Here is a 21,794-nt window from a genome sequence, read left to right as displayed (position 1 = left end):
CACCTTGGTGATCGCAGCGGTCAGCGAGGTCTTGCCATGGTCGACGTGACCGATGGTGCCGATGTTGCAGTGCGGCTTGTTACGCTCGAATTTAGCCTTGGCCATGAGTCTCTACTCCGTCCTCGAATAGGGTTTGGTGCCGGTTCAACCGGCCAGCTTGGCGCGGACTTCCTCAGCAACGGCGCTGGGGACTTCCGAATAGTGATCGAAGGTCATGGTGTACTGCGCACGGCCCTGCGACATCGAGCGCAGGGTGTTCACATAGCCGAACATGTTGGCCAGAGGCACCATGGCGGTGACCACGCGGGCATTGCCGCGCTGATCCATGCCATTGACCTGACCGCGGCGGCTGTTCAAGTCGCCGATCACGTCGCCCATGTAATCTTCCGGGGTCACCACTTCGACGCTCATCATCGGTTCCAGGAGCTTCGGACCGGCCTTGGCGATACCTTCACGGAAGGCGGCGCGCGAGGCGATTTCGAAGGCCAGGACCGACGAGTCGACGTCGTGGTAGGCGCCGTCGGTCAGCACCGCCTTGAAGTCGATCAGCGGGAAGCCGGCGATGACGCCGTTGTCCATGGCGGAGCGGATGCCCTTTTCGACACCCGGCACGTATTCCTTCGGAACCGAACCGCCGATGACGGTGTTTTCGAAGGTGAAGCCCGAACCCTTCTCGCCCGGCTCGAAGCGGATCTTGACGCGGGCGAACTGGCCCGAACCACCGGTCTGCTTCTTGTGGGTGTAGTCGACTTCGTACTTCTTGGTGATGGTCTCGCGGTAGGCCACCTGGGGGGCGCCCACGTTGGCTTCCACCTTGAACTCACGCTTCATGCGGTCGACCAGGATCTCGAGATGGAGCTCGCCCATGCCCTTGATCACGGTCTGGCCCGATTCGGCGTCGGTCGAGACGCGGAACGACGGGTCTTCGGCGGCCAGGCGAGCCAGGGCCATGCCCATCTTCTCCTGGTCGGCCTTCGACTTGGGCTCGACGGCCACTTCGATCACCGGCTCGGGGAATTCCATGCGCTCGAGCACCACCAGCGAGGCGTTCGAGGTGTCGCACAGGGTGTCACCGGTGGTGGTGTCCTTGAGGCCGGCGAAGGCGACGATGTCACCGGCGCGGGCTTCCTTGACCTCTTCACGGGAATTGGCGTGCATCAGCAGCATACGGCCGACGCGCTCGCGCTTTTCCTTGACGGTGTTCTGAACGTAGGAACCGGCCTCGACCACGCCCGAATAGACGCGGACGAAGGTCAGCGAACCGACGAAGGGGTCGTTCATGATCTTGAAGGCAAGACCGGCGAACGGCTCGTCATCGGTGGCGTGCTTGGCGATTTCCNCCGACGAAGGGGTCGTTCATGATCTTGAAGGCAAGACCGGCGAACGGCTCGTCATCGGTGGCGTGCTTGGCGATTTCCTCGTCGGTGCCGTACTTCACGCCCTTGATGGCGGGAATATCGACCGGAGCCGGCAGGTAATCGATGACGGCGTCGAGCAGGGGCTGCACGCCCTTGTTCTTGAACGCCGAACCGCACAGGATCGGCACGAAGGTCCGCGAGATGGTACCCTTGCGGATGCAGGCCTTCAGCACGTCCATGCTGGGCTCTTCACCGCCGAGATACATCTCCATCGCGTCGTCGTCCATTTCGACGGCGGTTTCGATCAGCTGGGCGCGGTAGTGAGCGGCCTTTTCGATCAGGTCTTCCGGGATCGGGGCGTCCTCGAAATGGGCGCCCAGGCTCTCGTCCTTCCAGATCACCGCGCAATTGCGCAGCAGATCGACGATACCGACATAGTTGCTTTCCTCGCCGATCGGCAGATGCATGACCAACGGGCGGGCGCCCAGACGGTCAACGATCATGTCGACGCAGCGATAGAAGTTGGCACCGATGCGGTCCATCTTGTTGACGAAGCAGATGCGCGGCACGCCGTACTTGTCGGCCTGGCGCCACACCGTCTCGGACTGCGGCTCGACGCCGGCTACCGAGTCGAACACCGTCACCGCACCGTCCAGCACGCGCAAGCTGCGCTCGACTTCGATGGTGAAGTCGACGTGGCCGGGGGTGTCGATGATGTTGATACGGTGATCGCGCCAGAAAGCGGTCGTCGCGGCGGACGTGATGGTGATGCCGCGCTCCTGCTCCTGCTCCATCCAGTCCATCGTCGCGGTGCCTTCATGCACTTCGCCGATCTTGTAGGACTTACCGGTATAATAAAGGATACGCTCGGTCGTGGTCGTCTTGCCGGCATCGATGTGAGCCATGATGCCGATATTGCGATAACGATCGAGAGGCGTCGTGCGAGCCATAGGAATCTCTCGGACCAGGGGTTACCAGCGGTAGTGCGAGAACGCCTTATTGGCGTCAGCCATACGGTGGGTGTCTTCGCGCTTCTTCACGGCGGCGCCGCGATTGTTGGCGGCATCCAGCAACTCGCCCGACAGGCGGTCGACCATGGTGGTCTCGGAGCGCTTGCGCGAATAATCGATCAGCCAGCGGATGGCCAGCGCCTGACGGCGGTCCGTGCGGACTTCGACGGGCACCTGGTAGGTGGCGCCGCCAACACGACGGGAACGCACCTCGACGGCAGGCTTCACGTTGTCGAGCGCATCGTGGAAGACCTTCAGCGGGTCTTGGCCGGTCTTGTTCTGGATCTTGTCCAGAGCACCGTAAACGATGGCCTCGGCAGCGGACTTCTTGCCGTCCAGCATCAGGCAGTTCATGAACTTGGCAACCACCAGATCGCCATACTTGGCATCGGGGTTGATCTCGCGCTTTTCGGCGGCGTGACGACGGGACATGTCTTTGATCCTTACTTCGGACGCTTCGCGCCGTACTTCGAACGGCGCTGCTTACGATCCTTGACGCCCTGGGTGTCCAGAGTGCCGCGGATGATGTGGTAGCGGACACCGGGCAAGTCCTTGACACGACCGCCGCGGATCATGACCACCGAGTGTTCCTGAAGGTTATGACCTTCGCCCGGGATGTAGCTGGTCACCTCGAAGCCGTTGGTCAGGCGCACGCGGGCGACCTTACGCAGGGCCGAGTTGGGCTTCTTCGGGGTGGTGGTGTAAACGCGGGTGCAAACACCACGCTTCTGGGGGCAGGCTTCCAGAGCCGGCACCTTGTTGCGCGCCGTCAAAGGCTGGCGCGGCTTACGGATCAATTGGTTGATCGTGGGCATTCAAGTCATTCCCTTAAGGCCCTACGGGGCATGTGCGAACCAAGCAAAAAACCAACCGGCGACAAAGCCGCCGGGGTCTCGTTCGGATGCCGGTCGCCCATCCGTCTGGCGTCTTCAAAAGTGTTTCAGAATGTCCCGGCAGTCCCGGGCCAAAGGCACGAAGGTCCCTTGACCGGTTTCCCGAGAGCGCCGCATCCTATTTACCGCGCCCCCCCGCGTCAAGAAGAGAAAGCGGGCCGCCCCAAAAGCGTCATTTCTGATCGTCGTCGAAGGCCTCGAACGGCTTGCCGGCGGCCTTTTCGTCGAAGCCGAAGAAGGTGAAGCTGCCCTCCATGTGGTCGGGCAGGGGGGCCACCACTTCCAGCCAGCCGCCCCGGGGATGGGGCAGCCGCAGGGCGCGGGCATGCAGGTGCAGCTTGCGCGAGATGCCGGTGCCGGCGATGAAGGCTTCGGCCGCGCCATACTTGCCGTCGCCCAGGATGGGCGTGCCCAGCAACTGGCAATGGGCGCGCAATTGGTGGGTCCGGCCGGTGCGCGGCTCCATCTCCAGCCAGGCGACCCGCTTCAAGGTGGCATCGACGATCCGGTAATAGGTCACCGCGTGCTTGCCCTCGTCCTGGTCCACCGCCATCTTCTCGCCGGCCCGGCCGGGCAGCTTGGCGAGTGCGGCATCGATGCGGCCCTGGCGGATCTTCGGCACGCCGACCACCAGCGCCCAATAGCACTTGCGGGCCTGCCGGCTTTTGAAGGCGGCGGCCAGCTTGGCGGCGGCCTGCACCGTGCGGCCCAGCAGCAGCACGCCCGACGTGTCCTTGTCCAGCCGGTGCACCAGCTTCGGCCGATCGTTGCGGTCGAACATCAAGGCGTCGAGCTGGGCGTCGAGATGTTTGTCGGCCATGCCGGTGCCGCCCTGCACCGCCAGGCCCGGCGGCTTGTTCAGGACGATGACGTCGTCATCCATATATAAGACGGCGTCGCGCAGCATGCGGGCGGTCTTCTCGTCCACCGGCGGGCGTTTGGCGGCCTGCTTGGGCGCCTCGTCCTCGGGCAAGGGCGGGATGCGGATCAGTTGGCCGGGTTCCAGGCGCTGGTTGGCCTTGGCCCGCTTGCCATCGACGCGGACCTGGCCGGTGCGCAGCCATTTCTCCAACAGGCCATGGCCGACAATGGGGAAATGGCGCTTGAACCAACGATCCAGGCGGGTTTCCGATTCCTCGGGGAGGACGGTCAGGGTTTGAACTTGTGTCATGGCGCGGACACTACCCGACCCATACGGCGCGCACCAGCGCCATCGCCGCAAACAGCGCGCCGACCGACAGCGTCACCGACAGCCCGACATACAAGGACGCCACCAGCCAGTCGTGACGCTCGACCAGCAGGGCGACATCCAGCGAGAAGGTCGAGAAGGTGGTGAAGCCGCCCAGGATGCCGACGGTCAGGAACACTTTCAGGTCCTGGCCGGGCTGCCAGGCCAGCGCCCCCAGCTCGGCCAACAGGCCCATGACGAACGAGCCCACGATATTGACGAACAGCGTCCCCCACGGAAAGCCGGTGCCGACCCATTGGCCGGCGGCGATCATCGCCAGATAGCGGGCGGTCGAGCCCAGGGCTCCGCCCGCGGCGACCCACAATAATGACGTGACGCTCACCCCAAACCGTCCCGAATGCGTGAAGGTGCCCGACCTTAGCCGTGCCGCCGGCCGGGTGCAACGGCCAACCAACGCTGTCCGCACCGCCTGTGGACAAGTATCGGCGCGCCCATCTCCAAGCGTCCATGCGAAATTTCGATGCATTAGGCAGGAACCCAAACTTTTTCCCTGCTTGATGATGCAGCGCAACAATGCGTAAAGTCACTGCGCTAATTGTGGACGGAATATGAAAGACGGGGATAAGTCCAAGCCCCCCGCCACCTACATGGAGTGTGGTCGATGATTTATGGCTACTATCGGCAGTATTCGCCCCACGAGGAGGCGGCCGAGGAAACCTCTCCGACCACGCTGCTTCGGGCCGAGCGTTGCGTCCGCATCGAGGTCGATGCACCGGGCGAGCGCACCCGACTGGCCGCCCTGATCAAGGAACTCGAGCATGGCGACGTGCTGGTGGCGCCGTCCTGCCAGCGTCTGGCGCGGACTGCCGGCGAGATCTGCCGCATCGCCGCCGCCCTGCATGATCGCCGCGCCAACCTGCGGCTGGCGACCGAGCGCATTGACACCACGACACCGGTCGCGCGGCTGGTGCTGACGGTTTTGGGGGATTACGAACGCGGCGTGGTGACGCGCCACCGCCAGAACGGCCTGCGCGAAGCCGCCGCGCGCGGCGTGGCCGCCGGACGGCCCCGCAAGATCGGCGCCTCGGATGTGCCGTGGCTGAGGATGGAAATCAATGCTGGCCGCTCGTTCGCCTCGCTGGCGCGAGAGCTGGGAGTGCATCCGACCACGGTGATGCGGCTGGCCCGCCAGGTCGAAGAAGGGGCCTAATCTCTAACGCCAGGCCACCTGCCCCTGCGGATGCAGGGTGACCCAGGCCGGGCCATGCCCGATCATGCCGAGCTGGCGAGCCGCCGCTTCCGACAGATCGATGGCCCTGCCGTCATGGGGGCCACGATCGTTGATCCGCACCACCACCCGCCGCGTGTCGTTCCAGCGGCGCACCTCGACGATGGTCCCGAACGGCAGAGTCGGATGGGCCGCGGTCAGCGCGTGGCGATCGAACCGCTCGCCGCTGGCGGTGGGCTTGCCCTGATAACGCGGCCCGTACCACGATGCCTCGACCGGCTGCGGCTCGAAGGCCCGGGCGGTGTCGGCAGTGGCCGCCAACACCAGGAACAAAGCGACGAGCAATTTGGATCGGAAGGGCATGAGCAGTGTCCCCAAACACCGTGACGGCCCACACCATGCCCTGTGCGCAGCCTGTGCGCAACAGATTTTGTTTTCGGCTAAATCATTGAAAATACGATATATTTTATAAGATGAAGAGCCCCTGCCAAGCCATTGTCATCCCTTGCTTTTTCGCTCACGCAGCCAGGCCAAGGCCCCATCGGCCGGATCGTCTTTGCCCTGATCGTCTTGGCAGTCCTTGCCATCCGACCCTGTTGACCCGGGCAGGAACAAGCCCATATTATCCAGATAATCAGGATTATCTGGAGAACAGACATGCCCGGCGCTCCGGTGTTCGACACCAGCTACAGCACCACCGAGGTCAACAAGAGCGGCTCGCGGGTTTATGACGATGCCTGGGTCAAGGGCGGGGTAGAGATCACCCGACGCGGACAGCGGTTCGTCCTGCTGCGCCAGGACTACCTGAACCGGCTGATCGACGAGGCGCGGGACGATCGCCCCCAATCACTGGACGACCTGCTGCAAGATTACGACACCGCCAAGATCAGGGCCTTGACTGCTGATTTCGAGGCCGAACCGCCGACCGGCACGGAGCTGATCTGACATGCCGGCGAGGGGCGAGGATTTCACCAAGGGCTATGTGCCCTCGCGGGGTGATGTCGTGCATCTGGACTGGAACCCGGCCGTGGGACACGAAATGAAGGGGCCGCATTACGGTCTGGTCCTGTCGCAGAATGCCTACAACATCGGCACCGGGTTGGTGGTGGTGTCACCGATCGCGTCGAAGGTCGGCAAGCTGAGCGCCTTCGAGTTCGAGGTCAGGGTGGGACGGGTCGATGGCGTCGCGGTGCTGTCCCAGTTCCGCACCCTCGATTTCCAAACCCGAAGCATTCAGTACGAAGGGGCGATGTCCACCGAGCAGATCGACGAGGCGGCCCGGCGGGTCAGGATGATCCTTTAGCCCCCTCGTTCCGCGCCCTGAGCGTGGCTCAATAGTCCAGCCGCTCACTCACGTCCCGCTCGAAACCCTGTTCTGGGAAAGCGCGGTGAGTGTCCATTTTCTCACAGCAATCGGTCATAATCGGCATGCGAGCCGATCCAGAACCAGACGACCTCGTCGCCATCCCTGGTGCCCAGCGCCCGCCAGTGGAGGCCGATTCGGGCCGACCACACCCCATGGGTTTCGGACACGCACTTGAAATGAAGGCTGGTGTGGAAGGGATCGGCACGCCATAGGGCATAGGCCCGAACACCTTGGCGCTGCGCCACGGGGGGCAGCGCGTCGAAATGCGTCCAGAAGCTTCTGGTGGTCCGGGAGATCAACGGTCCGGGCGATCGGACGGGTCAAAGGGAGAAACCTCGCCTTGCGCCCGTTCTTCGCGCGCCTGGGCGGCCATCGCGCCCAGCACATCCTGGGACTTGGCGAAACGTTCGTCCCACCCGCGCTCATTCTCCAACTCCTCCAGGAGTTGAAGGCCATACGCTTCCTGTTCTTCTTCCGAAAGCCGCGCCAACTCGGCAATGGCTCGTTCCAGAATCTTGTTCATGAACGAACCCTAGCACAAACCTGCGGTGGGATGCACGGCCACGGATGGGCCAAGAGCGCCCCCTACCCCTTCTTCGCCCTGAGCCTGGCCCAGTATTCCAGCCTTTTGCCCACTTCCCGCTCGAAGCCGCGCTCGACCGGGCGATAGAATTGCTGGCGCTCCATGCCGTCGGGGAAATAGTTCTGGCCGGAAAAGCCGTCGGCCTGGTCGTGGTCGTACTGGTAGCCCTGACCGTACCCCAGGTCCTTCATCATCTTGGTCGGCGCGTTCAGGATATGCATCGGCGGCGTCAGGCTGCCGGTCTGCTTGGCCGAGCGCATCGCCGCCTTGAAGGCCATGTACGCGGCATTGGACTTGGGCGCGGTGCCGAGATAGATGACCAGTTGCGCCAAGGCCAGCTCGCCTTCCGGACTGCCCAGGCGTTCATAGACGTCCCAGGCGGCCAGGGCCTGCTGCACCGCGCCCGGATCGGCCAGGCCGATATCCTCGACGGCAAAGCGGGTCAGGCGCCGGGCGATAAACAACGGGTCCTCGCCGCCATCCAGCATGCGGGCCATCCAGTAAAGCGCCGCGTCGGTATCGGACCCGCGCAAGGATTTGTGCAGGGCGCTGATCAGGTTGTAATGGCCCTCGCGGTCCTTGTCGTAAGCCGGCGCCCGCTTTTGCACCACTTGCGCCAGACCGCCAGCGTCCAGCACCGGCCCTGGCGGCAGGGTCGACAGCGCCTCGATCAAATTCAGGAAATAGCGGCCGTCGCCATCGGCCATCGCCTGCAAGGCGGCGCGGCCGTCCTTATCCAGCGGCAGGGCGTGGCCCAGCAGGGCCTCGGCCCGGTCGATCAGGGCGTCCAGCGCCGCCTCGTCCAGCCGTTTCAACACCAGCACCTGGGTTCTGGACAGCAAGGCGCCGTTCAACTCGAAGCTGGGATTTTCGGTGGTGGCGCCGACCAGGACCACGGTGCCGTCCTCGACGAAGGGCAGGAAGCCATCCTGCTGGGCGCGGTTGAAGCGATGGATTTCATCGACGAACAACAAAGTCCCCTGCCCCACCGCCTTCCTGCCCTTGGCCGCCTCGAACACCTTGCGCAGGTCGGCCACGCCGGAAAACACCGCGCTCAAGGGTTCGAAATGCAGATTGGTCCGTTCGGCCAGCAGGCGGGCGATGGTGGTCTTGCCGCACCCCGGCGGCCCCCACAGGATGATCGAGGTCAGCCGGCCGGCCCCCAGCATCCGCCCCAGCGGGCCGTCGGCCCCCAGCAGATGGTCCTGGCCGACCACCTGATCCAGGCTGGCCGGCCGCAGCCGGTCGGCCAGCGGCCGATCCTCGGGGCGTTCGAACAGGGTGGTCACCCGCCGACCTGCAGGGACAGGGTCTCGCCATCGCGGTTGACGGTGATGGTCCAGCGCCGGGCCTCGGCGGCCAGCGCCCGCTTGGCCTCGGCCACCGAGGCGATGGCCCGGCCATTGACCTCGAGCATCAGGTCGCCCGGCTGGATGCGCAGCCGATGGGCAATCGATCCGCGCTTGATCTTCAACACCACCACCCCGGTCGGCGAGCCTTCCAGCCCCAGTTCCTCGGCCAAGGCCGGATTGAGATTGGCGATGGTCGCCCCGGTATAGGGGTTGGTGCCGCCGATTTCCGTGATCTCGCGCGGCGGGTTTTCCGGCGGCGCCACCAGGCGGACGGTGAAGCTTTGCGGCTGGCCGTCGCGCAGCACGGCGAAGGTGGCGTCGGCGCCGGGTGTCAGCGTGGCCAGGCGGAAGCGCAGGGATTCGGCGTCATCGACCTCGCGGCCGTTGATGGCGGTGACGACGTCGCCGGCCTTCAGACCGCCGCGGGCCGCCGGGCCGTCGCGTTGGATGGTGTCCAGCAGCACGCCGGCCGGACGCGGCAGCCGCAGGGCCTGGGCCAGATCGTTGGTCACCGGCTTGCCGGTGGCGCCCAGCCAGGGCCGCACCACCTTGCCGGTTTCCTTGATGCTGGCCAGCACCGAGCGGACCATGGCGGTGGGAATGGCGAAGCCGATGCCGTTGGACCCGCCATCCTTGGAATAGATGGCCGAATTGATGCCGATCAGCCGGCCGTTCATATCGACCAGGGCGCCGCCGGAATTGCCGGGATTGATGGCGGCGTCGGTCTGGATGAAGGAACGGTAGTCGGTGATGCCGATATTGGTGCGGGCCAGCGCCGAGACGATGCCCGACGTCACCGTCTGGCCAACCCCGAACGGGTTGCCGACGGCGATGACCAGATCGCCGACCTCGAGCGCGTCGGAATCGCCCATCGGCAGGGCCGGCAGGGTGGTTCCCTTGGGCAGGTCGATCTTCAGGATCGCCAGGTCGGTGCGTTCGTCCGAGCCCAGGATGCGGGCCTCGAACTCGCGGCGGTCCGACAGGACCACCGTCACCTCGTCGGCGCCCTTGATGACATGGTGGTTGGTGACCACCGTGCCGTCGGCCCCGACGATCACGCCCGAGCCCAGGCTGTTCTGCACCCGCTCTTGCGGCATGCCGTGCGGCACCACGTCGCCGAAGAAGCGGCGGAAGAACGGGTCGGACAGCAGCGGCGAAGCGGCCTGGCGGACCACCCGCTTGGTGTAGATGTTGACCACCGCCGGCGCGGTCTGCTTGACCACCGGGGCATAGGAGTAACGCACCTGCTCGCGCGAGGTCGGCACGGTTTGGGCCAGGGCCGCCGCCGGAACCAGCAGGCAGGCAGCGATCAGAAGACGGGACACGCGCATCATCGGCACCATCAAGGATTCTGGTGCGAAAGTTATGGGGGCCAAAAGGGCGGCGCGCAAGCCGCGGCTCAGGAAAGCTCGGCCAGCAATTGCTGGCCAGCCTCGCCGCCGTCGCCGGTCAGGCGGCTGTCCAGCACCTGGCCGATGCCGTCCACCAGCGCCTGGGCCTGGCGCCACTGGTCGGGTTCCGGCTGCCCATGGGTCAGGATCAGCGCGCACAGGCGCCCGGCCAGAACCGAGAGCAAGGGATAGCCGAACGTCGCCGCCTGCCCCTTGGTGTTGTGGGCGATCCGGTGCAGACCGTCCCAGTCGCGGTCGGCCAGGGCGCGACGCAACGCCGTCAGATCGGCCTCGGCCCAGCTCAGATAGTCCTTCGACAGGGCAGCCAAGGCGGCTTCGGCGCGTGCCAGCGCATCGGCATCGATCGGCGGATCATCAGACACCCCGGCCTACTCCGCCGCTTTGGCGATGGCGGTGTTGTCCTCGCGCTTTTCCAACAGCCAGCCGGCGCGGTGGATGATGTCGATGGCCGACAACGGCTTGGCGATGACGTCGTCGATGCCGGCTTCCCAGGCGGTTTCCAGCACGGCATGGTGGGTGGTGGCCGAAAGCGCCAGAACCGGCAGGCGGGCATTGCCGAACTCGCCTTTGCGCAGGCGATGGACGAACAGCAGCGCCTCGGTCGAATCGCGCGGCAGATCCAGGATGATCAGGTCGATGTCGTTGCCCATCAGACGGGCCACCGCCTGATTGGGGGTGCGCGCCTCGGCGACGTCCTTGACCTCGACCGCGGCCAGAAGCGTTACGAACAGACGCCGGATATGTTGGCTGGAATCGATCACCAGCACCCGACGGGACCTCTCCTCGACGACAGCCATCCCATGCTCCCTTCCGCAGCTGCGGGGGGTTGATTATATTTTGTTAAATTTACTTATATCGGGTCTGGACCTTACGCACAACGGGAACAGATTCCACTGATTGTCCACTTGGGCGCTCCATGGCACCTTTAGAGGGCAAAATTCACGGAGAGCCGGCGATGTTGAAACGACTATTGTCCTTGGGCGCCGCCGCGATCGCCTCGGTGGTCGCCGCGTGCGAGGACGGCCCGGCGACGGTGTCGGGCACCTGGCGCAGCCCGGCGACCTGGAGCACCATGGTTTATGCCAGCAGCGCCGGCCCGATGCTGGTCGAGGTGCTGGGCCAGCCCTTCGCCGACCTGTCGCCGGAAAGCCTGTCCGGTCACGTCGCCGACGCCATGACCGGCCAGTTGATCGGCCGCCCGATCACCTTCACCGCCGACCGCTCGCAAGCGCCGCGCCCGCAATTCCGCGTGATCCTGGCCTTCAATGCCGCCGACACCACCGACCCCAAAAGCCTGTGCGCCGGCAAGGTGGCGCTGGGCGCGCCCGCGGAGAAAATCACATTGATCGCCAGCTTCTGCGACGACGGCCAGATGCTGGCCTCGGTCAAGGGCTGGGTCGCCCGAATCGACGGCCCGACCGATTCCCGCTTCCGCCGGCTGATCGGCCAGGTCACCCGCGAATTGTTCGGCAATCCGCAATAGACCTGAAGCCCAGCCCCTGTGCGTTTCGTGACATCCGGGCGCGTTTCGTGCTATAGTTCTTCATTGTTCCTTAACCCGAGGGTTTCGGTCATGGACATCGGATCGGTGGCCGACATGGCTTTGGTCATGCGGCGCGAGCAGTTCGGTCACGATATGGCGGCCCGCATGCTGAAGCAGGCGGCCATGCAGGAGGCCACGGCGCTTCATCTGGTCACCGCCGCCGCCCAGGGTCAGCCGGTCGCCCCCTCGACCGCCGCCATCAATGTTGGCGGCGGCGGACACAACGTCAACATCACGGTCTAGGTTCGGACCAGCCGCACGCCGCCAGCGCCGCCCGCATATGGTCGGGTGGCGGGGCTTCGGCGTGGATCGGGGGTTTGCCCGCCGATAGCGGCGGGATCGACACCATGCGCGAATGCAAATGCAGTCGCATCGGCGGATTCGGATCGGGTCCGTAATAAGCGTCGCCGCGGAGCGGACAACCCAGCGCCTTCAGATGCAGCCGGATCTGGTGGGTGCGCCCGGTGCGCGGCACGCATTCGATCCAGGCCATGCCGTCGCCGCGGCCCAGCACCCGCCAGTCGGTGACGGCTGGCTGCCCGGCCGGGTCGATCACCATGCGCCAGCCGCCCTTGCCGGTCAGCTTCAACAACGGCGCATCGATGGTGCCGCAATCGGTGTCGGGGGCGCCGATGGTGACCGCCCAATAGGCCTTGCCGATCCGGTGCGCCATGAACAGCTTGCCCAGCCGCGAGATGGCCTTGTCGTGACGGCCCAGGATCAGGCAGCCCGAAGTGTCGCGATCCAGCCGATGGGCCAGCCGGGGCGGCTTGGCCCAGCCGAAGCAAAGCTGCGGCAGATAAAGTTCCAGATGGTCGGGAGAATTGGGGCCGGCATGAACCGCCAGCCCGGGCGGCTTGTCCAGGACGATGACGTCCTGATCCTTGTAGAGGATGCGGGCCTGGATTTCCTCAGGCGTCATGGGCTGGTACGGAGCGAGCGCAGCGAGGGACTGGCCCGTTGAGGGCCCGCGAGCTTATGCGAGCGAAGCCTAGCCGAGCGGAGGCGAGCGCCCGGCGCCTGAGGGCGTTTCACAACAAGAACATCGTCGCCAGCCCCAGGAAGGCGAAGAAGCCCAGGCTGTCGGTGCACATGGTCAGGAAGATCGAGCTGGCCACCGCCGGATCGATTCCGAACTTTTCCAGCGTCAACGGGATCACCGACCCCATCAGGCCGGCGATGAACAGGTTGAATACCAAGGCCGCGCCGATCACCAGGCCGATGGTCGGCTGGCCGAACCATGCCCACGCCACCGGGCCGATCAGACAGGCGATGACCACGCCGTTGATCATGCCGACCAGCACTTCCTTGCCGATCACCTGCAGCGCGTTGTCGAAATCCAGTTCCTTGGTGGCCAGGCCGCGCACCGCCACCGCCAGGGTCTGGGTGCCGGCATTGCCGCCCAGGCCGGCGACGATCGGCATCAGCACCGCCAGGGCGACGATCTGTTCCAGCGTGTGCTCGAACAGGCCGATGACGCTGGAGGCGACGATGGCCGTGCACATATTGACCAGCAGCCACGGAATGCGCGAGCGCACGGTGTCCTTGACGGCGCGGTAAAGGTCGGTGTCGGGCACGCCGGCCAGGCGCAGCATGTCGTCGGCGGCTTCCTCGTCGATGACGTCGACGACGTCGTCGATGGTGATGACGCCGACCAGACGGCCCGCCCCGTCCACCACCGGGGCCGAGACCAGATCCTGCTGGCGGAACAGGAAGGCCACTTCCTCGCGGTCGGCGGCCACCGGCACGGTCAGGCTTTCATCGTCCATGATCTCGCGCAGGCGCTGCGGCCGACGCCCGCGCACCAGCCGGGCCAGGCCGATCTTGCCGATGGGGCGGTGACGCGGATCGACCACGTACAGATCATAGAACTCGTCGGGCACCGAATGGGCGGCGCGCAGATAATCGATGGTCTCGCCCACCGTCCAATAGGCCGGCACCGCCACCAATTCCCGCTGCATCATTCGGCCGGCGGAATATTCCGGATACGAAAGGCCTTGGGCGACGATGGCGCGGGTTTCCGACGGCAGCGCCTCCATCACCCGGGCCCGCTCGTCCTCGTCCAACTGCGAGACCAGCCAGACGGCATCGTCCGAATCCAGTTCGGCGATGGCGGTGGCAAGGTCGGCGAAGCCCAGGGCCTCGATCACCTCGTCGCGCACGCCCTCGTCCAGCTCGGTCAGGATTTCGGGTTCGAAATCGGCGCGCAACACCTCGACCAGCTTGGCGCGATCCTCGGCGTCCAGGCGCTCCAGCAAGTCGGCGGCGTCGGAATAATGCAGGGGCTCGGTCAGCTCGCGGGCGGCGTCAATGCGGCCCTCGGCCAAGGCCTCCTCGACCGAACGCACGAATTCGGGGTCGAGACCGTAAAGATCGTCTTCGACTTCCAGACTTCCCGAATTCGCGCCGTTCGCCTTGTCCTGCACTCTATCCCCGCTGATGGGCAACCATCTGGGCGTCGACGGCGGCCAGTGCGGTCATATTGATGATGTTCCGCACCGTCGCCGAAGGCGTCAAAATATGGGCCGGCAACGCGGCGCCCATCAGAATCGGTCCGACCGAAAGGCCTTCGCCGAGAACCTTCAACAGGTTGAAGGAAATGTTCGCCGCGTCCAGGTTCGGCATGATCAACAGATTGGCCTGTCCCTTCAAGCGCGAGTTTGGGAAAATTCGCGTGCGGATCTCTTCCGACAGCGCGGCGTCGCCGTGCATCTCGCCCTCGGCTTCCAGGTACGGCGCCCGTTCGTGCAGCATCGCCAGGGCGGCGCGCATCTTCAGGGCCGAATCGGTCTGGCGCGAGCCGAAGTTCGAATGGGACAACAAGCCGACCTTGGGCTCGATACCGAAGCGCCGCACTTCCTCGGCGGCCAGAAGGACGGAATCGACGATCTGCTCGGGGCTGGGATCGGGGGTGACATAGGTGTCGCAGATGAAGAAGGTGCCCTGCGGCATGATCAAAAGATTCATTGCCGCCGGCCGGTTGACCCCGGCCTTCAGCCCGATGACGTCACGGATATGGGCCAGGTGCTTGTCATAGCGGCCGATGGTGCCGCAGATCAGGGCGTCGGCCTCGCGACGGCGCACCATCAAGGTGCCGATCACCGTGCTGCGGGTGCGGACCATGGTGCGGGCATATTCCGGGCTGACGCCGTTGCGTTCCTGGATCGAATGGTAAAGCCGCCAATAATCGTTATAGCGCGGATCGTCGTTGGGATCGCACAGGTCGAAATGCTCGCCGAGCTTCAGACGCAGGTCCAATTCGACGATGCGCTTGGTCACCACGTCGCGCCGGCCGATCAGGATCGGATAGGCCAGGCCGTCATCGACCACGGTCTGGACCGCCATCAGCACCCGGCGGCTTTCGCCCTCGCAATAGACGATGCGGCGCAGGTCCTGGCGGGCGCGGTCGAACACCGGCTTCATCACCAGGCCCGAGCGGAAGACGAACTGCGACAGCGTTTCCTGATAGGCGTCGAAATCGATGATCGGGCGGCGCGCGACCCCGGAATTCATCGCGGCCCTGGCGACGGCCGGCGCCATTTTCAGGATCAGGCGCGAATCGAACGGCTTGGGGATCAGATATTCCGGCCCGAACGACAAAGGCTGCTCGCCATAGGCGGCGCGCACCCTTTCGTCCGATTCGGCCATGGCCAGCTCGGCCAGGGCATAGGTCGCCGCCAGCTTCATTTCCTCGTTGATCTGGGTGGCGCCGACATCGAGGGCGCCGCGGAAAATGTAGGGGAACACCAGGACATTGTTGACCTGGTTGGGGTAATCCGAGCGCCCGGTGGCGATGATGGCGTCGGGCCGCACGCTCTTGACCTCGTCGGGCAGGATCTCGGGCGTCGGATTGGCAAGGGCGAAGACGATCGGCTTGGGGGCCATCTTGGCCACCATCTCGGGCGTCAGCACGCGCGGCGCCGACAGGCCCAGGAAGATGTCGGCGCCGCCGATCACCTCGTCCAGCACGCGGGCGTCGGTCTCTTGTGCGAAGATTTCCTTGTAGGGGTCCATCAGCTCGTTGCGGCCCTTATAGACCACGCCCTTGATGTCGGTGACCCAGATGTTTTCGCGCTTGATGCCGACGCTGACCAGAAGGTTCAGGCAGGCCAGCGCGGCGGCGCCAGCGCCCGAGGCCACCAGCTTGACCTTGCCGATATCCTTGCCGGCGATGCGCAGCGCGTTGACCATGGCGGCGGCGACCACGATGGCGGTGCCGTGCTGGTCGTCGTGCATCACCGGAATCTTGAGGCGTTCCTTCAGCTTGCGCTCGACCTCGAAACATTCCGGGGCCTTGATGTCTTCCAGATTGATGGCGCCGAAGGTCGGCTCCATGGCGGCGATGATGTCGACCAGCCGGTCGGGATCAAGCTCGGCCAGTTCCATGTCGAAGACGTCGATGCCGGCGAACTTCTTGAACAGCACGCCCTTGCCTTCCATCACCGGCTTGGCGGCCAGCGGACCGATGGCGCCCAGCCCCAGGACGGCGGTGCCGTTGGTCACCACCGCAACAAGATTACCCCGGGCGGTGAACTCGACGGCGGAATCGGCGTCCTTGACGATCTCTTCGCAGGCGGCGGCGACGCCCGGCGAATAGGCCAGCGCCAGGTCGCGCTGGGTCGCCAAGGGCTTGGTCGGATTGACACTTATCTTTCCGGGAACCGGAAGGCGATGGTATTCCAGGGCGCTGTCGCGCAGTTCATCCGACATGCTCATAGGGGTCGCTGCCTCGGTAATTTTATTACTTTTCGAGTCCGCCCATGCGGGTGGGATTCATCGCATACGCCGATCCGTCCGAAAGCTCAAGCCCGGCATCGGCATGCTTGCGGATATCCGAACGTAAAAGGCTCCGCGAGACGACCCCTGGTGATGTCAGGGCAATCAACCCGACCTTGACGCGAAAAACCCCGCAGCCAGGGGCTGCGGGGTTTTCGATTTGGTGCGACCGGGGAGACTCGAACTCCCACGACATAAGCCACACGCACCTCAAGCGTGCGCGTCTACCAGTTCCGCCACGGTCGCATAGCTGGCAAACACCCGCCGCAAATGCTCTTGCCAACGGGGAGACGCCGGAATACCAAATCGGTCTCAGATATTCAAGCGGACTTTCCCATGCCCGACCCGATCGAATGGCGCATCAGCGACGAGCCCGTCACATACCCCGAGGCCCTGGACTTCATGGAGACCCGGGTCGCGGCCATCCGTGCCGGCACCCAGCCGGAATGCGTCTGGCTGCTGGAACACCCCGCCCTTTACACCGCCGGCACCAGCGCCGACCCCAGGGACCTTCTCGACCCCGACCGTTTCCCGGTCTACCAGACCGGACGCGGCGGCCAGTACACCTATCACGGCCCCGGCCAGCGCGTGGCCTATGTCATGCTGGACCTGAAGAAGCGCGGCGCCGACATCCGCGCCTTCGTCCACGATCTCGAGGAATGGCTGATCCGCACCCTGGACCGCTTCGTCGTCAAGGGCGAGCGGCGCGACGGCCGGGTCGGCATCTGGGTAGATCGCGGCCAGGGCCGCGAGGACAAGATCGCCGCCATCGGCGTGCGGGTCCGCCATTGGGTCAGCTTTCACGGCGTCGCCTTGAATGTCGATCCCGAGCTTTCGCATTTTTCCGGCATCGTGCCGTGCGGGATCAGTCAATATGGGGTGACGTCGCTGTGGGACCTGGGGCTGACACCCACCATGCCCGAGGTCGATTCGGCCCTGATGGCCAGTTTCGACGAGGTGTTCGACCCCAGTCATGATCAAGGCTAGAGCCGCCCTTCTTGGTTTGCTGCTGGTTGCCGCGCCGTCCGGCGGTGGCGCCCGGGCCGAGGACGGCTATCAGCTTTATGCCCAGGAACGCTTCGCCGAGGCGGCCATCGCCTTCGCCCGCCAGGGCGGCGACGCCATTACCCACGCCGCCGCCTTGATCCGCCTGGGCCGCGACGGCGAGGCGCAGATGCTGACCGACGACGTCGATCCCTATCTTGCGGTGATGAAGGGCGCCGCCGCCCTGACCGCCGCCGGGGAACGCGGCCGCGCCGCCCGCCTGCTGGAAGCCGGGCTGGCCCAATGGCCCACCGATCCCGACCTGATGGCCCGGAGGGGCGCGCTGGAACTGCAGGGCAAGCGCCCGCTGAAGGCGCTGCCCTATCTGGCCCGGGTGGTCGAACTGGCCCCCATGGACCCCGGCGCCCGCCTAGCCCTGGTCCGCGCCTTGCTGGTGGCCGGCATGCCGGTCCGAGTGCATCAGGCGGTCGAGGCGATGCGCACCGCCCGCATGGATATCGGCCCCGAATTGATGGAGGCCGACATCGGCGCCCTGCAAAGCTTCGGCGACCACCGCCAGGCGGTGAAGCTGGCCGAGCGCTATCTGGACCAGGGCGGCGTCGCCACCCCGGCCTTGCTGACCCGGCTGGCCATTTCGCTGGAGGCGGTCGGGTCCTCGACCAAGGCGGCCGAGCGCCGCCAGGCCGCCGAGAGTTTGCGAGCGCCCAAGGGGCCGGCCCGTCCGGCCACCGCCTTGCTGGGCGACGCCATCCGCGACCAGACCCGCACCGCGATCGATCGGGGCGACTGGCCGCGGGCGGCGACGTCCGCGGCCGAGTGGGTGCGGATCCGGCCCGACGAGCCCGAGGCGATTTCCACCCTGCTGCGGCCCGAAATCGCCGAGCGGCTGGGCTGGGGACATGTGTTTGCCCAAGTCGCCCGGTTGGTCGAACGCGACCCCGACGATCCCGACCGTCGCTTGCTGGCCTTGCAGGCCCACGCCGGGAGCGGTGGATCGGCGGTGTTGGCCTTGATCCACTCGCATCACCTGAGCCGACTGGGGGAATCGGGCAATCCCAGCGTCGCCGCCGGCCAGGCGATCCGCGACCAGATCGTTGCCCGATTGGCGCTCTTGGGGCGGATCACCGACATCGACCTTGACCTGGCCCGGCTGCGCTTAAGTCCCGCCAACTCGCCACCGATCGAAGCCAAGGTCCACCCGCGCACCGGCCGGATGATTCGTCTGGTCGAGGGCTTCGACAAACTGGAAGCGGTGTGGGATGAAGACGGCACCCGCCTGACCCATCTGAGTGACAGCCAGGGCGCCCAAGTCCGCCTGACCTGGAGCGACGGCCGCCTGGCGGCGATGAGCCGCACCGGCAAACACGCCTTCACGGTGGAACTGGCCCCCGACGGCCACCCGACCCGTGCCGAAGGCCCCGACGTCACCGACGCCTTCAACGCCACCCTGGACCTGGTCGCCGCCTGGCAGCGCGCCGACATCGCCGACGCCAGGAGGTTACGACTGGGGGAGTGATTCGGGACTGATATCTATGGTCATGTCGTCGATGCGACCGTGACGCACCAATCGCTCGATCAGCATCCGGCACATGGCGTCGAGAGAGTGGCGCAATCGCCGCCTCCTTCGGGTGGGGAACGCGATCCCCATCCCCAACAGGCCACCGCCGGCCAGGATGACCAAGGCTCCCAGACGGCCGGGCCGCGGGATGACTTTGCTCAGCCACGGCAAAGACATGAAGGATGCGATCATTCCTGCGCCGCCAGCGATCAACACCCACTTCTCGAAAGGGCTTCTCAGCAAGGGGGCGAAATTTCCTGTCAGGATTTCCGGCAGTCCATTGCCGTGATTGTAAAGCAAGACCGGACGGGTGCGGCCGCTGTTTCTTGCGAAGACCGTGACCACACTGACGACATGGCCGATCCGGGCCTCGATCGTCTGTCCCGACAGCCCCAGCCCCTCATCATTCCCGTCAGCCCCCTGGCTCCAGATCTCTTCATCGATATAGGCCGATGTCCGTACGGCCGTGACGCGGACCACCCGCGGCATGATGGCCCACCGATCACTGAGAGGAAGGGCGTCAAGGGCTTTCTGAACGGCGTCTTGCGCTTCTTGGAACGCATGCCCCAGCTCTGCGTCGGCCATGTCGCCAACCTCCTGCGACTTCACATCTAGAGCGTCCTGCCATTGACCATCGACATGCAGCCTCGATAGTGGGGGCAGCCACAAATGTATCAACTAAAGGGAGCGTGCGCCGTAAGGTGCGTCGCCAAATGTATCCGGTCAACAATACATTTCGCAGCCCCCCTATAGCGTCACCAGCGACCAGAACGACGACTTCTTGCCGTGCTCCCGCTTCAAGCGGGTCACATAGGCATCGTGCGCCTCGAACACCGCAAAATCGTCGATGGCGGACGACAGGCTGGAACATTCCAGCAGGTGCCGCGCCGCGTGTTTGTAACGGCCGGTGCGGTTGCGGGTCAGGGCAAAGTCGATCAGTGCCCGATGCAGCACCGTCGCCGCCAGAGGATGGCGGGCGGACAGCGCCTTCGCCGCTTGCGGCAGAACCTCATAGCGGTCGCCATCCACATCCCCCGCCCGCCGCAGCACCATGGCGGCCGCCCGATCCAAGGCGGGCCACGACACCAGAAGCGCCAGAGCATGAGTCAGGTTGGGTGCCTGTTGCGCATGGTCCAGCGCCTTGTCCTCGGCCTCCACATCGTCGAAATCGGGCAGGCGCTTCAGATAGGCCCGCAGATGCTCGGGCGACAGGGATTGCAGGAAGAACTCCCAGCGGGCGGCTTGAGCATCGTCGCCCCGCCCCAGAGCATCCAGGGTGTCGATGCGAGCGTCCACCCACTCCACATCCGGCCAATCCCAGAGACGTGACTTACGGTGCTCCGCCTCTTCGATGATCCGCAAGGCATCTTCGGCCCGGCCCGCCGCCAGCAAACGGCGGGCGATCTCGGCGGCAACCGGCGGGAATTTGCGGGCTTCCGGCTTATACTGCGCCATGAAGGCCTCCACGTCGCCTTCGGCGTCGGCAATTTCCTGCAAGGCATAGCGCACCGTACTGGCGCGGGAGCTTTCCGCGATCTGATCCTCGTAAATGGGGCCGGAGGATGACCAGCCGATCTTGACCCGATCCTTATCCGCCGGACGGGGAACAGGGGTATTGGACAATTCGACCATACGCCGCTTGAGGTGGGCGAGCCCATCTTTCCCCAAAGCCGGTGCGGTGATCCCGATCAATCCGTCGAACTGACCGTAATCATTGGCGATCAACGCTTCATAAACCTGATCGGCCAGACGTTCAGGGGGCATTTTCGCCTTCAGCGCCAAATCACCGATGGCGGGACAGGCGGCGCGAAAGACGTCTCCGACAACACCGTTGCTGTCGTCGCATCGCTGATAGACCGAACTGGCCAGGGCCAAGAAACGCCACAGCAGATCCAACGCCTCTTTGGCGTCGGCCTTGGCCACCGTTTCAACGATGGCGCGGCGCTGGATGTCCAGGTCATTAGCCAGGGAACGCACGCCCTGCCAATCCACGAAAGATCGCGAGCGGGCAACGGTGGTCAGGCGCTTGCGCACCTCCTTCGCCAATTCGAACGGGCTTTGAGCCCCCGCCAGTTCCAACCGCAGCATGCGTTTGGCCGCCGCATCGCCGGTGCTGATCTCCATCAGCAATTCGGCCAGACGCTCGGCCCCCAGGGCTTCCAGGTTCTTGACGCTCAACGTGGTTTTGGAAGCCATCTCCGATTCCATTCCAGCAACACGGATATCCCTCCCAACGTAGCCCTGATTTGCAGGTTGCACCAGAAAGCCCGTGCGGCTTCCGCAACGTCCGCACCTTCATAACCATGATCTACCTGATCGCCGCGCCCCTCGGCGAACTCTTCAAATCGACGTGAGGCGTCGAGGAGCCAAATTTCATTGCGCCGGACAAAAGCGAAGCCCCGCGGGCGGATCAGCGCTCGTCGCGGGGCTTTCGTCTTTGTGTGGGCCACGCGGCCCGATCATTCGGCAAGATGCCGATACAGGAACTCCGAATTGTCAAAGCTCAGAGACGTCATCCTAG

24 protein-coding genes, 1 tRNA gene and 1 pseudogene are annotated in these 21,794 nt (G+C 65.1%); 7 read left to right on the top strand and 19 right to left on the bottom strand.

Annotated elements, in window-relative coordinates; all coding sequences use genetic code 11:
• The 6 genes and pseudogenes from MTBLM5_RS05595 to crcB all read right to left on the bottom strand — a co-directional run.
• On the bottom strand, positions 1 to 105 hold a 105-nt coding region (locus tag MTBLM5_RS05595), incomplete at its 3' end, for a GTP-binding protein (protein WP_146208931.1).
• A gap of 39 nt (positions 106 to 144) precedes the next feature.
• Positions 145 to 2,308: pseudogene (locus tag MTBLM5_RS05590) on the bottom strand (elongation factor G).
• Between the two features lie 21 nt (positions 2,309 to 2,329).
• A complete protein-coding gene (gene rpsG, locus MTBLM5_RS05585) occupies positions 2,330 to 2,800 on the bottom strand; it encodes a 30S ribosomal protein S7 (RefSeq protein ID WP_173974785.1) in 471 nt (156 codons plus the stop codon).
• A gap of 11 nt (positions 2,801 to 2,811) precedes the next feature.
• Positions 2,812 to 3,183 (bottom strand): 30S ribosomal protein S12, encoded by a 372-nt coding sequence (rpsL, locus tag MTBLM5_RS05580; protein ID WP_068503296.1) that lies wholly within the window; start codon positions 3,181 to 3,183, stop codon positions 2,812 to 2,814.
• 250 nt (positions 3,184 to 3,433) lie between these two features.
• The gene (locus tag MTBLM5_RS05575) at positions 3,434 to 4,432 is read right to left on the bottom strand and encodes an RluA family pseudouridine synthase (RefSeq protein ID WP_173974784.1); all 999 of its coding nucleotides are present in this window, start codon (positions 4,430 to 4,432) and stop codon (positions 3,434 to 3,436) included.
• A 10-nt stretch (positions 4,433 to 4,442) separates the two neighbouring features.
• Entirely contained in the window at positions 4,443 to 4,832 is a 390-nt protein-coding gene (gene crcB, locus MTBLM5_RS05570; RefSeq protein ID WP_173974783.1) for a fluoride efflux transporter CrcB, read from the bottom strand.
• Positions 4,833 to 5,111: 279 nt separating this feature from the next.
• On the opposite strand from crcB, the gene MTBLM5_RS05565 reads away from it, so the two are divergent.
• The gene (locus MTBLM5_RS05565) at positions 5,112 to 5,660 is read left to right on the top strand and encodes a recombinase family protein (RefSeq protein ID WP_173974782.1); all 549 of its coding nucleotides are present in this window, start codon (positions 5,112 to 5,114) and stop codon (positions 5,658 to 5,660) included.
• Positions 5,661 to 5,663: 3 nt separating this feature from the next.
• On the opposite strand, the gene MTBLM5_RS05560 is transcribed toward MTBLM5_RS05565, so the two are convergent.
• Complete coding sequence (locus MTBLM5_RS05560) at positions 5,664 to 6,041, bottom strand: septal ring lytic transglycosylase RlpA family protein (protein WP_173974781.1); 378 nt, start codon at positions 6,039 to 6,041, stop codon at positions 5,664 to 5,666.
• 294 nt (positions 6,042 to 6,335) lie between these two features.
• On the opposite strand from MTBLM5_RS05560, the gene MTBLM5_RS05555 reads away from it, so the two are divergent.
• Positions 6,336 to 6,623: a hypothetical protein gene (locus tag MTBLM5_RS05555; RefSeq protein ID WP_173974780.1), complete on the top strand. Its 288-nt coding sequence runs from the start codon at positions 6,336 to 6,338 to the stop codon at positions 6,621 to 6,623.
• Position 6,624: 1 nt separating this feature from the next.
• Positions 6,625 to 6,981, top strand: a complete 357-nt coding sequence (locus MTBLM5_RS05550; RefSeq protein WP_173974779.1) for a type II toxin-antitoxin system PemK/MazF family toxin — start codon at positions 6,625 to 6,627, stop codon at positions 6,979 to 6,981.
• 101 nt (positions 6,982 to 7,082) lie between these two features.
• On the opposite strand, the gene MTBLM5_RS05545 is transcribed toward MTBLM5_RS05550, so the two are convergent.
• The 6 genes from MTBLM5_RS05545 to MTBLM5_RS05520 form a co-directional block, all read right to left on the bottom strand.
• Positions 7,083 to 7,289, bottom strand: coding sequence for a hypothetical protein (locus tag MTBLM5_RS05545; RefSeq protein ID WP_254430923.1), 207 nt, complete (start codon positions 7,287 to 7,289; stop codon positions 7,083 to 7,085).
• A 50-nt stretch (positions 7,290 to 7,339) separates the two neighbouring features.
• Complete coding sequence (locus MTBLM5_RS05540; protein ID WP_173974777.1) at positions 7,340 to 7,567, bottom strand: hypothetical protein; 228 nt, start codon at positions 7,565 to 7,567, stop codon at positions 7,340 to 7,342.
• Positions 7,568 to 7,629: 62 nt separating this feature from the next.
• Positions 7,630 to 8,916 carry a replication-associated recombination protein A gene (locus MTBLM5_RS05535; RefSeq protein WP_173974776.1) on the bottom strand — a complete coding sequence of 429 codons (1,287 nt, stop codon included), beginning with the start codon at positions 8,914 to 8,916 and terminating at the stop codon, positions 7,630 to 7,632.
• The gene (locus tag MTBLM5_RS05530) at positions 8,913 to 10,310 is read right to left on the bottom strand and encodes a DegQ family serine endoprotease (RefSeq protein WP_254430924.1); all 1,398 of its coding nucleotides are present in this window, start codon (positions 10,308 to 10,310) and stop codon (positions 8,913 to 8,915) included. The genes MTBLM5_RS05535 and MTBLM5_RS05530 overlap by 4 nt, the downstream gene beginning before the upstream one ends.
• A 68-nt stretch (positions 10,311 to 10,378) precedes the next feature.
• Complete coding sequence (locus MTBLM5_RS05525) at positions 10,379 to 10,753, bottom strand: Hpt domain-containing protein (protein ID WP_173974775.1); 375 nt, start codon at positions 10,751 to 10,753, stop codon at positions 10,379 to 10,381.
• Between the two features lie 6 nt (positions 10,754 to 10,759).
• The gene (locus MTBLM5_RS05520; protein WP_173974774.1) at positions 10,760 to 11,188 is read right to left on the bottom strand and encodes a response regulator; all 429 of its coding nucleotides are present in this window, start codon (positions 11,186 to 11,188) and stop codon (positions 10,760 to 10,762) included.
• Positions 11,189 to 11,346: 158 nt separating this feature from the next.
• Between MTBLM5_RS05520 and MTBLM5_RS05515 the strand changes: the two genes are divergently transcribed.
• Together MTBLM5_RS05515 and MTBLM5_RS05510 are read left to right on the top strand one after the other, a co-directional pair.
• Positions 11,347 to 11,874 carry a hypothetical protein gene (locus MTBLM5_RS05515; protein WP_173974773.1) on the top strand — a complete coding sequence of 176 codons (528 nt, stop codon included), beginning with the start codon at positions 11,347 to 11,349 and terminating at the stop codon, positions 11,872 to 11,874.
• 90 nt (positions 11,875 to 11,964) lie between these two features.
• Entirely contained in the window at positions 11,965 to 12,177 is a 213-nt protein-coding gene (locus MTBLM5_RS05510) for a hypothetical protein (RefSeq protein WP_173974772.1), read from the top strand.
• On the opposite strand, the gene MTBLM5_RS05505 is transcribed toward MTBLM5_RS05510, so the two are convergent.
• The 4 genes from MTBLM5_RS05505 to MTBLM5_RS05490 form a co-directional block, all read right to left on the bottom strand.
• Entirely contained in the window at positions 12,167 to 12,856 is a 690-nt protein-coding gene (locus MTBLM5_RS05505) for an RluA family pseudouridine synthase (protein ID WP_173974771.1), read from the bottom strand. The two genes, MTBLM5_RS05510 and MTBLM5_RS05505, sit on opposite strands and share 11 nt — an antisense overlap.
• Before the next feature lie 109 nt (positions 12,857 to 12,965).
• Entirely contained in the window at positions 12,966 to 14,360 is a 1,395-nt protein-coding gene (gene mgtE, locus MTBLM5_RS05500) for a magnesium transporter (protein ID WP_254430922.1), read from the bottom strand.
• Position 14,361: 1 nt separating this feature from the next.
• Complete coding sequence (locus MTBLM5_RS05495) at positions 14,362 to 16,644, bottom strand: NADP-dependent malic enzyme (protein ID WP_173974790.1); 2,283 nt, start codon at positions 16,642 to 16,644, stop codon at positions 14,362 to 14,364.
• Positions 16,645 to 16,871: 227 nt separating this feature from the next.
• Positions 16,872 to 16,956: transfer RNA gene (locus tag MTBLM5_RS05490), tRNA-Leu, on the bottom strand.
• A gap of 102 nt (positions 16,957 to 17,058) precedes the next feature.
• Between MTBLM5_RS05490 and lipB the strand changes: the two genes are divergently transcribed.
• Positions 17,059 to 17,697 carry a lipoyl(octanoyl) transferase LipB gene (gene lipB, locus MTBLM5_RS05485; protein ID WP_173974789.1) on the top strand — a complete coding sequence of 213 codons (639 nt, stop codon included), beginning with the start codon at positions 17,059 to 17,061 and terminating at the stop codon, positions 17,695 to 17,697.
• On the top strand, positions 17,684 to 19,231 hold the full coding sequence (locus MTBLM5_RS05480; protein WP_173974769.1) for a hypothetical protein: 1,548 nt from the start codon (positions 17,684 to 17,686) through the stop codon (positions 19,229 to 19,231). Before lipB ends, MTBLM5_RS05480 begins: the two co-directional genes overlap by 14 nt.
• On the opposite strand, the gene MTBLM5_RS05475 is transcribed toward MTBLM5_RS05480, so the two are convergent.
• Together MTBLM5_RS05475 and MTBLM5_RS05470 are read right to left on the bottom strand one after the other, a co-directional pair.
• A complete protein-coding gene (locus MTBLM5_RS05475; protein ID WP_173974768.1) occupies positions 19,214 to 19,858 on the bottom strand; it encodes a hypothetical protein in 645 nt (214 codons plus the stop codon). The genes MTBLM5_RS05480 and MTBLM5_RS05475 overlap by 18 nt on opposite strands.
• 162 nt (positions 19,859 to 20,020) lie before the next feature.
• Complete coding sequence (locus MTBLM5_RS05470; protein ID WP_254430921.1) at positions 20,021 to 21,481, bottom strand: DUF6880 family protein; 1,461 nt, start codon at positions 21,479 to 21,481, stop codon at positions 20,021 to 20,023.
• Between the last annotated feature and the right edge of the window lie 313 nt (positions 21,482 to 21,794).

The organism is Magnetospirillum sp. LM-5, assembly GCF_902729445.1.
Taxonomy (GTDB): Bacteria; Pseudomonadota; Alphaproteobacteria; order Rhodospirillales; family Magnetospirillaceae; genus Magnetospirillum.
The sequence above is the reverse complement of the archived record's forward strand: the minus strand, read 5'-3'. Positions and strand labels throughout refer to the sequence as shown.